The organism is Rhizobium halophilum, from assembly GCF_021648825.1.
Taxonomy (GTDB): Bacteria; Pseudomonadota; Alphaproteobacteria; order Rhizobiales; family Rhizobiaceae; genus Neorhizobium; species Neorhizobium halophilum.
The window spans coordinates 319,162-335,590 of sequence record NZ_JAKJHS010000001.1 but is presented as its reverse complement, the minus strand read 5'-3'; the positions used below and the strand labels follow the sequence as shown (position 1 = coordinate 335,590).

Here is a 16,429-nt window from a genome sequence, read left to right as displayed (position 1 = left end):
ACATTATCTTCCACGGCAGATCAAACAGATGGTGGCCGTCGGTAAGGCCTGGTCGCCCAAGGAGCTGGGATGCGATTTTTATCCAGATTTGTGCTCACCGTGGCGTCGTTGGCGATTTCCACCTCGATGGTTCTGGCCGCCCCGGCACTCGAGGTGCTGGGCAAGGACTTTGAGTTCCCCAACAAGATTGAAGGAATGCCAAGGAAGCTGTCGGACTTCCAGGGTCTGCAGATCAACACCTTCGACACGCGCGACGGCGTTACGCTGTCCTACTGGGAAGCCGGAGAGGGCGAAACCCTGATCTTCGTGCCGGGCTGGTCCGCGAACGGTGCCGAATACGTCAACGTCATGTACCTGCTCGCGCAGAAGTACCGGGTGATCGTTTTGGATCCCCGCAACCAAGGTCTATCCGAGAAGGTCGAGTACGGATCGCGGATTTCCCGGTTCGGAGCCGACCTCAAGGAATTGGTCGATCACCTCGGGATCGAGGAGGCGAACTTCAGCGGATGGTCGATGGGCGCTTCCGTGATCTGGAGCTACATTGACCTCTTCGGCACGAAGACAATCCGCAAGGCAGTGTTCGTCGACGAGCCGATCTCGATCTACTCCCATTCCGACTGGTCGGAGCAGGAGCGTCTCGATGCTGGCGGCACCACTACGAGCGCCGAGCGGATGGTCGCAGGATACACGGCAGGCGCACCGCTCAACAGCCTTGTCACCGATCTGAAGGCGCTTGAACGCTCGATGCTCAAGGACTCGCCGTACTTCGTGAATTCCGGCGCCTTCGCCAGCGAGTTCGTGAAGACGGAGCCGGAAGCGATCAGACGCGTCCTGTTCGACCACGTCACCAACGATTGGCGCGACGTCATTGCGCACAAGATTGACGTTCCCGTTGCGATCTTCTCGGGCGAGGAGAGCACCAATCTGCTGAGCCAGCGGTGGGCTGCATCCACCATCCCGGACGCCACCCTCTACAGCTACACATCGGACGAGCAGGGGGACCACTTCCTGATGTTCAAGAACCCGATCAAGTTCACGAACGACCTCACGTCGTTCCTGGAACGCTGACCTCAAAGGCCAGCCTCGACCCCATAACCACCACAACGAACGTTCCCGGCGCCGCCGGACTAACGAAGGAGAGATAGCATGCCTGTTGTACGCGTAAGCTGGTTTGACGGTAAGGACGCCAAGGCGAAGAAGGCTGTCGCAGCCGAAATCACCGGGAGCATCGTCAAGAACACCGGAACCGATCCGAACTACATCTACGTCCTGTTCGAAGACATCGCGCCGTCGAACTGGGCTGGCGCCGGCAAGCTTTTCGGGGAGGAAGTCGAGAAAGCCTGAACCTTCGACAAGAGGGCCAAGGAACCTTGGTCCTCTTCCACCCCCTCCACGAACGGAAATGTCGATGAATCATATCACCTGTGTCTTCCACCTCGCGGTGGAGCCCGATCATCTGGGCGAATTCAAATCCTTGATCAACGACATCGTCGCTGACGCGCGCCGGGAGACCGGCACCGTGATCTACGAATACGCCATCAACGCAGCCGATGAGACCGAAATCCATATCGTCGAGCGCTACCAGGCCGATGCTGTGCTGCCTCACATCAACGAGACCTTCGCGCCTTATGCGCAGCGATTCCTGGCGCTGGCTCAGATCAAGGCGCTGTATGTGTACGGAGAGACAACCCTCGACATCCGCAACAAGCTGGATGACTTCGGGGCCGTATATCTGACGCCGCTCGTCGGCCTCCATAACTAAGTAGCAACCGATTGTTGCTCCGCAGGATACACTCGGTAGCCTCCGGGGCGATTTATCGTGCGACATTTCGGCGCTAGCACATCCGCCTGACACCTCGTCGCTGCCTCCAGCCTTTCCGCTTCTGCCGGACTGACGCCCGCCGTCGCGGAAGGGAGTACGTCTCGACTACCCGCCTTGGAAGGACCGGAGAGCCGACAAACGGGCGGCTCCGATGGACGATCCAAGGAGATATCATGTCAGAGACTTTCAGAACGAGCGCAGCCCCCGTTGGAGCAGGGCCGCGAATATGCGCCTCCCTCGTCGGCGTCGTTTCCGCCATCGTGGGCGGCTACTTCATCTATGGTGGGATTCAGCTTCTGTCGCTTGGGGGGTCGCTTTATTACCTTCCCGCCGGAGCAGCACTTCTCGCAACCGCAATTCTGCTCCTTCGGGCCGATGCCCGTGCCGGCTATGTCTACTTCGCGTTCTTCCTCGTGACCATTGCCTGGGCTCTCTGGGAGGTCGGTTTCCACTTCTGGCCGCTTGCCGCGCGCCTCGGGATGTTCGCAGTTCTGGGACTTCTGATTGCGCTCTGCATGCCGAAGCTTTCTGGTGCGGAAAGGATCGGGCATGTTCGTCCGATATCCTACGGAACGGCCGGCGTCCTCGCCGTCGGGGTCCTGCTTGCATTCATCAGTGCCTTCGGACCGATCTGGCTGGTCAAGCCGAGCTATGAAGCCGAAGTCGCGGCCGACTACGACCCCGCGAACGAGCCCGCGAACTGGGTCGGCTTCGGCCGCACCACGACCGGCGAGCAATTCGCGCCGGATACGCAGATTACCCATGACAATGTCAGCCAGCTTGAAGTCGCGTGGACCTTCCACACCGGTGATCCCGGCGGCAACGGTCGCGAGAACCAGAACACCCCGCTTCAGATCGGAAACACGCTCTATCCGTGTACGGCTACCAACCAGGTATTCGCGGTGCGTGGCGATACCGGCGAGCAGCTCTGGCACTTCGATCCGGGCGTCAACCCCGGCGATACCGCAGGCTGGATGCGTTGCCGCTCTCTCGCTTACTACGAAGTGCCGGGACTGGCCGACAACGCTCCAGGTAAACGTAGGCTCTACGTTACCACTGGAGACATGAGGCTGATCGCGCTCGATGCCGCCACCGGGTCTCCGGTTCCCTCCTTTGGCGACAACGGAACTGTGTTTCTCGCTACCGGCATGGGAGCTGTCATTCCTGGCTTCTACAACCCGACGTCGGGACCCCTCCTCGCGGGGGAGAATCTGATCATCGGTGGCTGGGTCATGGACAACCAGTCGGCCGACGAGCCATCGGGCGTCGTGCGTGCCTTCAACGCGGTGACTGGTGAATTCGCCTGGGCATGGGACGTCGGCCGTCCGGGTCAGCCGAACCCACCGGCCGAGGGCGAGAGCTACACCCGCAGCACGCCGAACATGTGGGCTACTCCCACCTATGATCCAGAACTCAACATGGTCTATCTGCCGACCGGGGGTGGAACGCCGGACCTCTTTGGCGGCCAGCGGTCGGAGGCGACCGAACGGGTTGGCACTTCCGTGGTCGCGGTCGATGCAACGACGGGAGAGGAGCGCTGGGCGTTCCAACTGGTTCATCATGACGTCTGGGACTTCGACCTACCCTCCAAGCCTGTGCTCTACGACATGCCCGACGGGCAGGGCGGTCGCACGCCGGCGCTTATCCAGGCGGGGAAGAACGGAGAGATCTTCATCCTCGACCGCCGCACCGGCGAGCCGATCACCGCAGTCGAGGAGCGACCGGTCCCGACGGAGGGTGTCCCCGGCGAGCGGCTCTCACCGACCCAGCCATATTCGGTCGGCATGCCGTCGATGCGGGATGCCGTTCTCACCGAGGCGACAATGTGGGGCATCACTCCGATCGACCAGCTCTACTGTCGCATCCAGTTCAAGAGCCTGTACTACGTCGGAGACTATACGCCGCCTCAGTTGCAGTGGTACCTCCAGAACCCATCGTGGTACGGCACGACCAACTGGGGTGGGCAGGCGATCGACAAACGTCATGACGTCATGATCGTCAATGACATGCGGGTCGCCATGAAGGGCCGCCTGCTGTCGCGCGAAGACGAAATCCGGCGCACGAAGGAGAGCGGCAAGGGCTCCCACAGCACCGGCGGCGTCGTTCCCATGAGCGAAACGCCTTACGGAGCGGAGCGAGGCATGGTCCAGTCCTTCCTCGGCGTTCCCCGCACGACGCCGCCATTCGGCACCATGGCCGCAATCGACATGAAAACGCAGAAGATGCTGTGGCACCGCTCTCTTGGCACGCCGGAGCAGTTCGGCCCGCTCGGTATCAAGACGCACATGCCGATCGAGTTGGGAATGCCGACGCTCGGCGGCGCTGTTCCTACAGCGTCGGGTCTAGTCTTCTTCTCCGCCACCTCGGACTACTATCTGAGAGCGATCGATGTGCTGACCGGCGAAGAGGTTTGGAAAAGCCCGCTCCCGGTAGGCGCCGGTTCCACGCCTCTCGTGTTCACCTCGCCGGAGGACGGCCGCCAATACGTGGTCGTCACGGTGCACGGTTCGCGGGCAGCTCCGGACTGCGGCGACTACATCATCGCCTTCGCTCTGCCGAAGAAGCAATAAATGAAAGCTGCCGCAGGACGTCATCTAGGTCCTGCGGCATTTCCTTTATCGAAAGCAGGTTCCAAATGGTTCAAGTCACACGCATTGTCCACCGCCGCGCCAATCCTGGTCAGGAGCGTCAGTACGAGCAGCTCGTACGGGGCATGCTTGCCGACTGCTCCAGAACGCCCGGCTACCTGTTCTCGACCGTGATACCGCCGCGGGTAGATGGCGAAGAGTTCCACATCGTTCAGTGCTTCACCACACAGGCCGCTCTGGATACCTGGCGGCACTCGAAAGAGTCCGCGGAGTGGCACGACCGTCTGAGGGAAGTTGCGGACCACGATCCGGAATACAGGGTTTTCAACACATCCGACCTGTGGTTCTCGGCAACGGGCCTGGAGGGAGAAAAGCAGCCTGCCAGATGGCGAATGGCCGTCCTCACATGGATGGGCATATTCCCGCTGGCCTCTCTTGCCGTCGCATTCCTGTTTCCGCTTCTCACCGATCTGCCATACATTCCAAGAATGATGATCGTCACCGCCCTGATCGTGCTGGCCATGTACTGGATCGTGATGCCCCGCCTCCTACGGTGGCTCGGATGGTGGGTCAAACGCTGAGGCTATCGAGCCGAAACTGAGGAATGGCGATGTCGACGCAGACGATGACGGCGGTCGTGATCCGGAAACCCGGAGGGCCGGAGGTCCTCAGGGTGGAGCAGTGGCCAGTTCCTGTTCCTCGGGCAGGTTGGGTGCGGATCGCGGTGAAGGCGTTCGGCCTTAACAGATCCGAGCTGTTCACGCGGCAGGGACATTCGCCCAGCGTCACCTTTCCACGCGTGCTCGGCATCGAGGCCGTGGGTGTGGTCGACGATGCGCCGGGTGGAGAGTTTCGAAAGGGAGATACCGTAGCAACGGTGATGGGCGGCATGGGCAGGCAGTTCGACGGGGGATATGCCGAGTTCACCTGTGTCCCCGCCGGTCAGGTTCGGAAGGTTGAGACGGCCCTCCCATGGAACGTCCTGGGTGCCCTGCCGGAGATGATGCAGACGGCCTGGGGCGCTCTATTCTCTTCGCTCGATCTGAAACCCCACGACCGGCTGCTCGTCCGAGGCGGGACCACGTCGGTCGGAATGGCAGCCATCGCCTTGGCCAGACGCCAAGGCGCTCATGTCACCGCCACGTCCCGCAGCGAGAAGCGGCTTGCAATGCTGCAGGAGCTGGGCGCGCGGGAGACGCGTATCGACGACGGAGCACTGTCTGACGGACCGGCACGCTACGACAAGGTGCTCGAACTGATCGGCACCTCGACGCTTCGGGACTCCTTGAGATGCGCAGCTCGCGGAGGGCTTGTTTCGATGGTCGGCATCGTCGGGAGCCAATGGTCGCTGGAACATTTCGCGCCGATGGACGACATTCCGAACCGCGTGGCGTTGACCGCATATAGCGGCGAACCGGAAGACTTTATGGAGATGCCCTTTCAGAGCATCGTCGACGACGTCTCATCCGGAAAGCTCACCATCGCGCTCGGTCCTACCTTCCAGATCGACGAGATCGTTGAAGCTCATCGCTGCATGGAATCGAACGCTGCGGGAGGCAAGATCGTCATCCTGGTGACCTGAGGCTCGCTCGCCGACGCTCACCGATCAAGCTACACTGGCCGCAGACTCGACGCACATTCAAAGCAAGGAACGAATGACTTGGACCGCCTCGAATGCGACCGCATGTTCGCCGCAGTGATCGAAACAGGAAGCTTCGCAGCAGCGGCAGCTCGTCTCGGGACTAGCACGGGCCAAGCATCGAAACTGGTCTCCCGGCTAGAAAAGGAACTCGGCGTCCAGCTTCTCACGCGGACCACTCGGGCATTGGCCCTGACGGAGGTCGGGCGTGCCTACTACGAGCGCATAAAGGCCATCATCGAGGAATTTGATCTGCTCGACGCGTCGGTCCGCAGTGCATCCGGAGCGCCGACGGGCAGGCTTCGGATAACGGCGCCGGTTACCTTCGGCACCGTGCAGTTGGCGCCCGTCCTGATCTCGTTCGCCACAGCCTTTCCTGATATTCAACTCGACGTCAGCTTTTCCGACCGCCTCGTCGGTCTCGTGGATGAAGGCTATGATGCTGCAATCCGGATAGGCCAGCCCGCCGACAGTAGCCTCATGGCGAAGAAGCTGGGAGCGATACGCATCGTCCTCGTTGCCGCGCCCTCCTATCTCGATGCTCAAAAGCTACCCGTTCATCCGAGCGATCTCGTTGAACATCGTTGTATCGTCGATTCCAATTTCCGTGATCCGACATCATGGCGGTTCAGAACCGTCGACAGGGAACAGGCGATCGCCACTGAGGTCAAAGGCCGGCTCCATTTCTCCAACGCCGGAGCCTGCCTTGCGGCGGCCGAGGCGGGACTGGGCATAGCCCGTGTACCGAGTTTTGTTGCGGGCGATAGTCTGAGGGCAGGCAAACTCAGATCTGTTCTGGCCGAGTACGAGGATGAGCCGCGGGGCCTCTATGCTGTCTATCCGCCCGGCCGTCACCTCGCGTTGAAGGTGCGGGTCCTCGTCGACTTTCTGGCCGCCGCCTTCAAAGGGCAACCGAAGTGGGATGAAGGATGGGTTTGATTGCGTCCGATTTGGAAGCAATCCCTCTCTCTTTCAGGGGATAATCGTCGATCTGAAGATGGGGCATATTCCGCCTCAGGAATTCACCCTGACGGAAGAGAACCATCATGATCGACACCCGCACCGCTCCCTACGCCGCACTCGTCCTGCGCGTCACCCTTGGCCTGCTTTTCCTTGCCCACGCCGGCCTGAAGATTTTCGTATTCACCCCGACGGGAACTGCCGGGTTTTTTGCTTCGCTCGGACTTCCGGGCTGGCTGGCCTATGTCACGATCCTTTGGGAACTGGCAGGCGCCGTCGCACTCATCGTGGGCATCTGGCCGCGTCTAGCCTCGCTTGCGATGATCCCGGTTCTGCTCGGATCAATCTTCACCGTCCACGGCGCAGCCGGCTTCTTCTTCAACAATCCAAACGGCGGCTGGGAATTCCCGGCGTTCTGGATCGTCGGCCTGATCGTTCTGGCGTTGATCGGTGATGGCGCCAAGGCGCTCCGCCCCACACCTCTGCGCAAGTAACATCTCAACAAGGATTTCGACCGGAGGCAGCCATGAACATGATACAATCATCGAAGACCGGCATCGGCAAAGTGACCCTGACGGTCAATGACCTCGATCGCGTGAGTGGCTTCTACCAGGAAGCCGTCGGCCTCCATCTCCTTCGCGGCGACGCTTCCACCGTGGAACTGGGCGTGGATGGAGACACCCTTCTGGAGTTGCGGCGCGACACGGCGGCACGCCGCCGTTCGCCCCGCGAGGCAGGCCTCTTCCACACGGCCTTTCTGCTTCCCTCCCGCGCCGACCTCGGCCGGTGGATCAAGCATGCAATGAAATCGAAGGCTCCCGTGGTCGGTGCATCCGATCACGGCGTCAGCGAAGCGCTCTACCTCTCCGATCCGGAAGGCAACGGAGTGGAGATCTATGCTGACCGGCCGGTCTTGTCATGGCAATGGAAGGACGGCCTGGTCGACATGCCGAGCGACCCGCTCGACATCGACGCTCTGGTCGACGCCAGCGGTGGCGAGGAATGGAATGGCTTTCCCGAAGGGGCGACCGTCGGCCACGTTCATCTCCAGGTGGGTGCGATACCGACGGCGGAGGCATTCTATCGTGACGTGCTCGGCTTCGCCGTGACGTCACGCTATCCCGGTGGGACGTTCTACGCTGCCGATGGATACCATCATCACCTGGCGACCAACATCTGGAACAGCCAGGGTGCGGGTGCACGCACCTTTCCGAGCACCGGTCTTGCCAATGTCGAGATTGTGTCCTCCCGCGACTTTGTGGAAGCGGTCGGTGCCAGGGCCGACCACACTCGACAAGAGCGCGACACACTGACCCTCGTCGATCCCTGGGGGACCGAGATCACAGTCGCGACTGCGACGCAAAAGAACATCAAGGAGTGAAACATGCTTGTCGAAGGTAAATGGACGGCCGACTGGCATCCGGTTCAAGCGACGGACGAAAAGGGCGGTTTCGTTCGGCAGATTTCCGGTTTCCGCAACTGGATCACCCCGGATGGCGAAGCCGGCCCGACCGGCGAAGGCGGGTTCAAAGCTGAAGCTGGGCGCTACCATCTCTATGTCGCACTGATCTGCCCCTGGGCGTCGCGCACCTTGATCGGGCGTGCCCTCAAGAGGCTCGAGGACGTGATCTCGGTGTCCGTCGTCGAGCCGGCGCTTTCCGATCAGGGCTGGCGTTTCGGCGATTATCCCGGCTCCGACCTTGATGACGTCAACGGAGCGAGCTTCCTCCACGAGATCTACACGAGCGCCGATTCTATTTACACGGGTCGCGCGACAGTCCCAGTCCTGTTCGACAAGAAGCGCCGTACCATCGTCAACAACGAGTCCGCCGATATTCTGAGAATGCTGAACTCAGGCTTCGGGTCTCTCGGTGACGAAAGCATCGACCTGTACCCGGAAGATCTGCGCGCGCAAATCGACGGGCTGAACGAGCGCATCTACCCGATGCTCAACAACGGCGTCTACCGCACGGGTTTCGCGACGACCCAGATCGCTTATGAAGAAGCCTTTGCCGACGTCTTCACAATGCTGGACGAACTGGAGACGCGGCTTGAGAACCGCGGCCCGTTCCTGTTCGGCGACCGGATGACCGAGGCAGACGTGCGGCTGTTCGTTACTCTCATCCGTTTTGATGCCGCCTATCACGGCCTGTTCAAGTGCAACCTGCGCCGGCTGGCGGACTACCCAAGTCTCAGCCGCTATGTCGAGACGGTGCTTGCTATCCCCGGCGTCCGAGGAACAGTGAACATCGACCACATCAAGCGCGGTTACTATTCGATCAAGGCACTCAATCCGACAGGAATCGTTCCCGTCGGCCCGCAACTGCCGTTCGCAACGGCATGAAGGACGAAACGATGTCTACCAACGCAGCCGATGTCCTTGTCATCATGCTCCACGGTGTCGGCTCAAGCGGCAGCGACCTCGCACCGCTTGCCGACGCTTGGACAACCGCCTTGCCTGGCGCCGCCTTTGCTTCCCCCGATGCACCTGCCGCTTCCAGCTTCGGTTCGGGCTACCAGTGGTTCAGCGTCGCCGGAGTGACAGAGGAAAACCGTGCCGGACGAGTCCACGACGCGCGGCCTTCCTTCGATGCCGTGGTCTCGGCGATCATCGAGGAAAACGACTTCTCTAACCGGCTGGACCGTGTCGCATTCGTCGGCTTTTCCCAGGGCACGATCATGGCACTCGACGCGGTGGCGTCAGGCCGGTGGCCGGTCGGCGCAGTAGTCGGCTTCTCCGGACGGCTTGCCTCGCCGCTGCCGCTTCAGCCAGCCCTGCGTACTCCTGTTCTGCTGATACACGGCAGCGGGGATGAGATTATCCCGGCAACTGAAAGCACCAGGGCTGCCGTCACTCTTCGGGCACTCGGCGTCGCCGTCGAGACAGTCATAGTTCCTGGTCTGCCTCACACAATTTCCATCGAAGGGGCGGACAAGGCCGGCAGTTTTCTCGCAGCATCGCTGTCGCGGCTTCTGCCCTGACTGTAGACGTCGACGCTGTTCAATGATGGGCTCTTTGCGTTGCGCGTCTTCAAAATTTACGCGCGGCGAGCGGAGATGAACCGTCGGCGGGTTGGAAACCATCTACTCCCCCGCGATACCTCTTCATCGTCCTCGTCCGGACAATTCATCGTCCTCGTCCGGACAAGGATCCGCACTTCTCATTTTTTCTCTTGCACCTCTAGCGGCTAGAGGTCGTAGACCATCCTTATGGACAGCATGAGGATCCCGCACATGAATGGGCCGACACAGACGAAATTCCGCGTCGACGGGATGGACTGCGCGTCTTGCGCGAGCAAGATCGACACGGCCGTCAGGCGCATGCCTGGCATCTCCGACGTCACCGTTTCCGTGACTGCCGGTACGATGACGGTCACCCATGACTACGCCAGCGATCTCAAGGCCGTGGGCACGAAGCTCTCGGGGCTGGGATTTCAGGCGACGCCAATACGTCCGAGGTCGGCTTCTGCTACCCCGGTGACGGAACACGCGCACGGTGTAGGCTCCGGGGTCGAACATCACGCCAACCACCACGACCACGACCACGGCCCGTCCGAAAGACCCTGGTGGAGGAGCGGGAAGGGCCGCCTGACCATCATGGCGGGCGCCGCACTCGTGTTTGCCTACGGCATCGGTCTTCTGTTCCCTGACATTGCGACCTACGCGTTTATCGTCGCAATGCTGGTCGGCCTCGTTCCGATCGCCCGTCGCGCCATCATGGCGGCAATGGCAGGCACTCCGTTCTCGATCGAGATGCTGATGACCATCGCCGCCGTCGGCGCGCTGTTCATCGACGCCACGGAGGAGGCGGCCGCCGTCGTGTTCCTGTTCCTGGTAGGCGAACTGCTCGAGGGCGTGGCTGCGGGCAAGGCGCGCGACAGCATCAGATCGCTGACGGCACTGGTGCCCAAGACGGCGATGCTGGAGGAGGCCGGGAAGAACCGCGAAGTTCCCGCAGAGACGCTTGAAGTGGGTGCGATCATCCTCGTCCGCCCAGGCGACCGGATCTCGGCCGACGGCGTCATCGTCGCGGGCGAGAGTTCGGTCGACGAGGCCCCTGTTACAGGTGAGAGCGTTCCCGTCCGGAAGGCCGTCGAGGACAATGTCTTCGCGGGCACGGTCAATGGCGATGCTGCGCTACGTGTGAGAGTTACGGCCGCCGCCGCCGATAACACCATCGCCCGCGTCGTAAGGCTTGTCGAGGAGGCGCAGGAATCGAAGGCTCCGACCGAACGCTTCATCGATCGCTTCTCCCGCTACTACACGCCGGGGGTCGTCGTCGTGGCCGCGCTGGTCGCCGTCATCCCTCCGCTGCTCGGCGGCGGCGTCTGGAGCGAATGGCTCTACAAGGGGCTCGCAGTTCTTCTGATCGGCTGCCCGTGTGCCCTCGTCATCTCGACGCCGGCCGCCATCGCCGCATCGCTGTCGTCGGGTGCGCGCCGCGGCCTGCTCCTGAAAGGCGGCGCCGTTCTTGAAGGACTTGGCAAGCTTACCGCCATCGCCTTCGACAAGACGGGCACGCTCACGGAAGGCAAGCCCAAGGTGACCGACGTCGTGCCGTTCGGCCGAAAGGTCCACGAGGTCCTGCGCTATGCAGCCGCGCTCGAAATGGGCTCAAGCCATCCGCTCGCTTTGGCGGTGCTCGAAAGGGCCGACGAGGACGGGATCGATGCTCCGGCAGCCACCGACGCCAAGGCCCTCGGCGGAAAGGGCGTGACCGCAGTGATCGACGGGGTCGAGGTGTTCTTCGGCTCGCCGAGGGCCGCCGCCGAACGTGTTTCGGTGCCGATGGCGCATTCGAAGACGATCACGTCCCTTAACGACGAAGGAAAGACCGTCTCCGTTCTCGTCATCGGAAACGTCCTCGCGGGTGCGATCGCCATGAGAGACGAGCCGCGGGCCGACGCAGTAGCCGGGCTGAAGACGCTGACGGATGCGGGCATCAAGATCATCATGCTGACAGGCGACAACAAGCGGACAGCCACCGCCATCGGAGCTCAGCTCGGCATCGAGGTCCGCGCTGAACTGATGCCCGAAGACAAGCAGCGGATAGTCGGCGAGCTCAAGCGAGAAGGATTCGTGGTCGGCAAGATCGGCGACGGTATCAACGACGCTCCGGCCCTTGCCGCCGCCGACGTCGGGATCGCCATGGGCGGCGGAACCGACGTAGCGCTGGAGACTGCGGATGCAGCGGTTCTGCATGGGCGGGTGGGCGACGTCGGCCTCATGGTCGATCTCTCGAAGCGCACGATGCGCAACATCTACCAGAACATCACCATCGCGCTCGGCCTCAAGGCGGTCTTTCTGGTCACGACGATCATCGGGATCACCGGGCTGTGGCCGGCCATCCTTGCCGATACCGGAGCAACCGTGCTGGTGACCATGAACGCGCTGCGCCTGCTGCGTCCGATCAGATAGTGATGGCGAGTCCTGCGGAAATGTTCGAATTGATGACCAAAGAGTATCCCGAGCATATCGAGTTGAAATCATGAAGCACAAAATCATCAAGGCCCTCGCGTTTGCAGCGGTCGTTACTGCGGGCATCGCTCCAGGCATCTCCACGGCCCACGACTTCAAGGTGGGAAGCCTCGAGCTCAAGCACCCGTGGTCTGCCAAAGCGCCTCCGGTCGCACCGGTTCTTGGAGGATATCTCACCATCGTCAACACAGGCAGCGAGCCCGATCGACTTGTCGGCGGCAGCACGCCTGTCGCCGAACGGATGGAACTGCATGAATCCTCGCTCGTAGACGGCGTCGCCCGCATGCGTCCGGCGAAGGGCGGCATCGAAATCCCCGCAGGAGAATCCTTGAACCTGATGCCGGGCGGCGCCCACATCATGCTCGTGAACCCGAAGCAGCGTCCAGCCGAGGGCGAGAAGTTCAAGGCGACCCTGCAGTTCGAGAAGGCAGGCCAGGTCGAGGTGGAATTCGTCGTCCAGGCCAAGGCGTCGACCCCGGCTCCCGCCGAGGATCACACGGGACATTCGAAGCCCTGAGATGGCAGGTGACCAAGACCCGAAGCCCTTGAAACTGAGGCAGCCAGCTCATACCTAGGGTTCACCACCCGTCATAGATGACTGCCTGCAGCGCCGCTCTCGGCCGCGCGTTTGCAGTTGTCCGGGTCCACGAAGGCGCTCCCCGGAAACGGGTCGAGCGCCTTCGTCATTTCTTCGATCTTCAGCCCGGCTGGCGGCCCCGAACCGCCGGCAAGAACTAGCTGCCCGACCAGAAGCGTCCCGTATCGAATTTCGGCTCATCAGGCATGGGGACCGGTGCGTCGTTCGAAGGAACGCCGGCCTCGGTCGCGCCGGACTGGAAGAGGAACGCCGGCGCTCTCATGCCCGTCGAGCTGCCAGGAGGCGAAAGCGCCCAAGAGATGATCGCTTCCTCGGAGTCGAATTCGTCTTCGTCATCCGTCTCCGACCGAAGGAACCCGAGCGTGTCGGTCGACGGCTGCCGCAGGTTCGAGAGCGGCATCTCTCCGCCGAGAGTGACGGCAGCTAGAGCCGTGACCGGTCCCAGAGACGCCGTCTCCACGGGAGCCGCCTCCGCGATGGCGGCAGGCCGAAGCATGGGGAGGGGGACGGCAAAGGAGGCAAGGTCTACGTAGCTTGGGCTGGGTTCGTCAAGATCCTGGACGAGCGCTCCTCCCTGTAGGTCCAGAGCCTCCTGTGCGCGGCTTTTCGGTGTCGGCAGCATTGCGGTGAGAAGGCTGCTTCCGGCGCTGGACGAGCGTCTTCCGCCAGCGGTGCTGGCGATCTCGATCGACTTCGAACCGACGCGCCGCTTGTAGTCCGCGACCGCCTGCTGGTAACCAGGCAGGGGCTTGCCGTTGGATGGAAGATGCATCGTCTTGCCGTCCGGGAAGATGGTTGCGAGCTCCTGGCGGGACATGCGGGGCCATGCGCGGACGTTCCCGACGTCGAGGTGGACGAAGGGCGATCCGGATGTGGGATAGTAGCCGACGCCGCCGACCTGCGCCTGCATCGCCAGCGCCCGGAGCTTGGAGAGCTTGACGCCAGGAATGTAGAAGTCCATCGCCTTGCCGAGCGTGTGCTGACTGTTCTTGGCGACGCCGGAGCTTCGCGAGCGGCCGCGGAGCATCTTGTTCGTGCCGGGCGAACGGTAGGCGGAAACGATATGGATGTAGTCCTTGGCGCCGCTCCGGCCGTAGATCTCCCAGACGAGATCGAGGAGGCGGGGATCCATGCGCGCCGGCTCGTTCTTTCGCCAGTCCCGGAGGAAGCGATTTACCTGCGCAAGGCCCTTCTGGTCAAACCGGCCGTCGCGCTTGTAGGTGATGGTCGCCCGTTCGCCAGTGTGCGTGAAGAAGAGCTTCAGCGCACGTTCCTCCGCGGCTGCGGCGCCCGGCGAACCGAAGATCGCCATCGCAGTCAGAGCTGCAGTGCAGGTTCTTCCCGCGACGCTTCGAAAAGCCGTCGCTACGACACGGCCGACGATGCCCTTCCAGTACTCGCTCACCGCACACTCCTACACGCTACAACGGATCGCGGTCGGATCCGGAAGCCCTAGTAGAAGCGAGTATGGTCAATAAAATCCTAATGGGCCGAAGTCTTGCCGCTTCGGAGTTCGATAGTGTGGCTCGTCGACTTAATCGTGATCCGTCTCGCAAAGGTCATGGTTGGCCAGCGCCCTGATAACGTAGCAGTCGCGCACATGGTTGGAGTGGCAATGGGTCGAAATCCGTTCGAGCTCCGCCTCCAGCTTCTTCAGCTTCGCGATCTTCTGGCGTACCGTCGCAAGCTGCTCCGCCGCGATACGATCGGCTTCCGCGCATGGCTTCTCGGGATGCTGGCTGAGGTCGATGAGCTCACGGATCGCCTCTATCGTCAGGCCAAGTTCCCGCGCATGCTTGATGAATGAAAGCCGGTCGCGCTCGCTCCTGGAGTAACGGCGCTGGTTGCCCTCGGAACGTTCTGCATGCGAAAGCAGACCCATCTGCTCGTAGTAGCGGATGGTAGGCACCTTCACGCCGGTTGTCTTTGCCATGTCGCCGATCGTCAGCATTTGGATCCTCTCGGTCGTTGCAGTTCATCCCAGCGCGACCACCCGCCATCGTGAAGTCAACATTCCCTGTAACAGCTCGGCATGCGGGGGTGACACGGGTTACTTTTCCTCTTGCAGCTAAAGCCGCTAGAGGTTTTAGGGTGGCACAGTTTCGACGATCCGTAATGTTCTGCGGTGGTCTTCGAGCGACATGAGAGGGACCTTGGTCCCGAAAAGCAGCACGAGCTCACCGACCAACGTCAGAGGAATGCACTTGATCGCGACCGTCCGAAGCAGGAACACTTCCCTTCAGCATGCGATACGTCGTTTCGCCGGCATGGCGGCCGTGGGACTGCTGCTGTCGAGTTGCGTTGCAGCCGATATGGCCTTGGACGGGGCCGCCAAGGCTCCGCCGCAGATCCCGAGCAAGATTATCGCGGAAATGTCGACGAAGGGCATGAAGGCCGGGAGCCCAGTCCTTGTAAGGATCTTCAAGCAGGAAAGCGAACTTGAAGTCTGGAAGATGGACGGGTCAGGGCGCTACGCGCTGCTCAAGACCTATCCGATGTGCAGGTGGTCAGGGAAGCTTGGTCCGAAGACAAAAAACGGGGACCGTCAGGCTCCGGAAGGCTTCTACCATGTGACGGCGGGCATGCTGAACCCGAAGTCTCAGTACTACGTGTCGTTCAATCTCGGCTATCCCAATCGGCTCGAATCCGCTCTCGGCTATACGGGTGACGCGCTTATGGTTCATGGCGCATGTTCTTCCGCAGGATGCTACGCTCTCACTGACCAGGGCGTCGGCGAGATTTACGCGATCGTCTCAAAGGCGCTCTCCTCCGGTCAGAACCACTTCCAGGTTCAGGCCTATCCGTTCCGCATGACGGCCGAAAACATGGCTCTTCATAGGGGTGACGAGAACCTGCCGTTCTGGCGCACGCTCAAAGAGGGCTACGACGCCTTCGAACTTACGAGGCAGCAGCCGAAGGTCTCGGCCTGCGGTCGGCGTTACGTGTTCAATACAGCCTTCGAAGGTGGCGAACCACGCGATCCACTGGCAGCCTGTCCAATCCCTGTCACGCAGCCGGATCCGCAGTTCATTGCGAAGATCGAAGCGGAGAAGCAGAAGGTTGACGCCGCCTTGGCCGAGAGCAAGGCGTCTCCCGTCACCGCCTATGTCGACGGGGGAATGCATCCCAGCTTCCGCACCCTTCTGAAGAAGAACGGCCCCGAGAAGCTGGCGGCCACCATCTCCGGCATCAAATATCCCGTCAGCCGGCCGGAGGCGGCACTTGCCGATCCATTCCAGGGTGCGAGGAAGAGGGCGGGAGCCGGTAGCATCTCCGACCAGGCGTCCGGAGACTGACGTGACGAACGATCAACGTCGGGAGCTGCGTGAAGGCTGCAACCCTTG

General features: G+C 61.7%; 16 protein-coding genes. 14 read left to right on the top strand and 2 right to left on the bottom strand.

Annotated elements, in window-relative coordinates:
* The first annotated feature begins 69 nt into the window (after window positions 1-69).
* The 13 genes from LXM96_RS01755 to LXM96_RS01695 all read left to right on the top strand — a co-directional run bounded on the left by LXM96_RS01755 (window position 70) and on the right by LXM96_RS01695 (window position 13,004).
* Window positions 70-1,068: an alpha/beta fold hydrolase gene (locus LXM96_RS01755; RefSeq protein ID WP_239996544.1), complete on the top strand. Its 999-nt coding sequence runs from the start codon at window positions 70-72 to the stop codon at window positions 1,066-1,068.
* Between the two features lie 78 nt (window positions 1,069-1,146).
* On the top strand, window positions 1,147-1,344 hold the full coding sequence (locus LXM96_RS01750) for a tautomerase family protein (RefSeq protein WP_239996542.1): 198 nt from the start codon (window positions 1,147-1,149) through the stop codon (window positions 1,342-1,344).
* A gap of 64 nt (window positions 1,345-1,408) precedes the next feature.
* Window positions 1,409-1,762, top strand: a complete 354-nt coding sequence (locus tag LXM96_RS01745) for a putative quinol monooxygenase (RefSeq protein WP_239996540.1) — start codon at window positions 1,409-1,411, stop codon at window positions 1,760-1,762.
* Between the two features lie 233 nt (window positions 1,763-1,995).
* Window positions 1,996-4,392 carry a membrane-bound PQQ-dependent dehydrogenase, glucose/quinate/shikimate family gene (locus LXM96_RS01740; protein WP_239996539.1) on the top strand — a complete coding sequence of 799 codons (2,397 nt, stop codon included), beginning with the start codon at window positions 1,996-1,998 and terminating at the stop codon, window positions 4,390-4,392.
* Between the two features lie 65 nt (window positions 4,393-4,457).
* Complete coding sequence (locus LXM96_RS01735; RefSeq protein ID WP_239996537.1) at window positions 4,458-4,991, top strand: antibiotic biosynthesis monooxygenase; 534 nt, start codon at window positions 4,458-4,460, stop codon at window positions 4,989-4,991.
* Window positions 4,992-5,020: 29 nt separating this feature from the next.
* Window positions 5,021-5,992 carry a zinc-binding alcohol dehydrogenase family protein gene (locus tag LXM96_RS01730; protein WP_239996536.1) on the top strand — a complete coding sequence of 324 codons (972 nt, stop codon included), beginning with the start codon at window positions 5,021-5,023 and terminating at the stop codon, window positions 5,990-5,992.
* 78 nt (window positions 5,993-6,070) lie between these two features.
* Window positions 6,071-6,988, top strand: coding sequence for a LysR family transcriptional regulator (locus LXM96_RS01725; RefSeq protein ID WP_239996534.1), 918 nt, complete (start codon window positions 6,071-6,073; stop codon window positions 6,986-6,988).
* Between the two features lie 107 nt (window positions 6,989-7,095).
* A complete protein-coding gene (locus LXM96_RS01720; RefSeq protein ID WP_239996533.1) occupies window positions 7,096-7,503 on the top strand; it encodes a DoxX family protein in 408 nt (135 codons plus the stop codon).
* Window positions 7,504-7,535: 32 nt separating this feature from the next.
* Entirely contained in the window at window positions 7,536-8,390 is an 855-nt protein-coding gene (locus LXM96_RS01715) for a VOC family protein (RefSeq protein ID WP_239996527.1), read from the top strand.
* 3 nt (window positions 8,391-8,393) lie between these two features.
* The gene (locus tag LXM96_RS01710) at window positions 8,394-9,353 is read left to right on the top strand and encodes a glutathione S-transferase family protein (protein WP_239996525.1); all 960 of its coding nucleotides are present in this window, start codon (window positions 8,394-8,396) and stop codon (window positions 9,351-9,353) included.
* Window positions 9,354-9,364: 11 nt separating this feature from the next.
* Entirely contained in the window at window positions 9,365-9,991 is a 627-nt protein-coding gene (locus LXM96_RS01705) for an alpha/beta hydrolase (protein WP_239996520.1), read from the top strand.
* 252 nt (window positions 9,992-10,243) lie between these two features.
* Window positions 10,244-12,427, top strand: a complete 2,184-nt coding sequence (locus tag LXM96_RS01700) for a heavy metal translocating P-type ATPase (protein ID WP_239996519.1) — start codon at window positions 10,244-10,246, stop codon at window positions 12,425-12,427.
* A 70-nt stretch (window positions 12,428-12,497) separates the two neighbouring features.
* Window positions 12,498-13,004: a copper chaperone PCu(A)C gene (locus LXM96_RS01695; RefSeq protein ID WP_239996517.1), complete on the top strand. Its 507-nt coding sequence runs from the start codon at window positions 12,498-12,500 to the stop codon at window positions 13,002-13,004.
* A 217-nt stretch (window positions 13,005-13,221) separates the two neighbouring features.
* Here the strand turns inward: LXM96_RS01695 and LXM96_RS01690 are convergent, their stop codons facing one another.
* Both LXM96_RS01690 and LXM96_RS01685 read right to left on the bottom strand, forming a co-directional pair.
* On the bottom strand, window positions 13,222-14,490 hold the full coding sequence (locus LXM96_RS01690) for a DUF882 domain-containing protein (RefSeq protein ID WP_394801867.1): 1,269 nt from the start codon (window positions 14,488-14,490) through the stop codon (window positions 13,222-13,224).
* A gap of 129 nt (window positions 14,491-14,619) precedes the next feature.
* On the bottom strand, window positions 14,620-15,036 hold the full coding sequence (locus LXM96_RS01685; protein WP_239996516.1) for a MerR family transcriptional regulator: 417 nt from the start codon (window positions 15,034-15,036) through the stop codon (window positions 14,620-14,622).
* Window positions 15,037-15,283: 247 nt separating this feature from the next.
* Between LXM96_RS01685 and LXM96_RS01680 the strand changes: the two genes are divergently transcribed.
* Window positions 15,284-16,381, top strand: coding sequence for a hypothetical protein (locus LXM96_RS01680; RefSeq protein WP_394801866.1), 1,098 nt, complete (start codon window positions 15,284-15,286; stop codon window positions 16,379-16,381).
* Window positions 16,382-16,429: the final 48 nt, after the last annotated feature.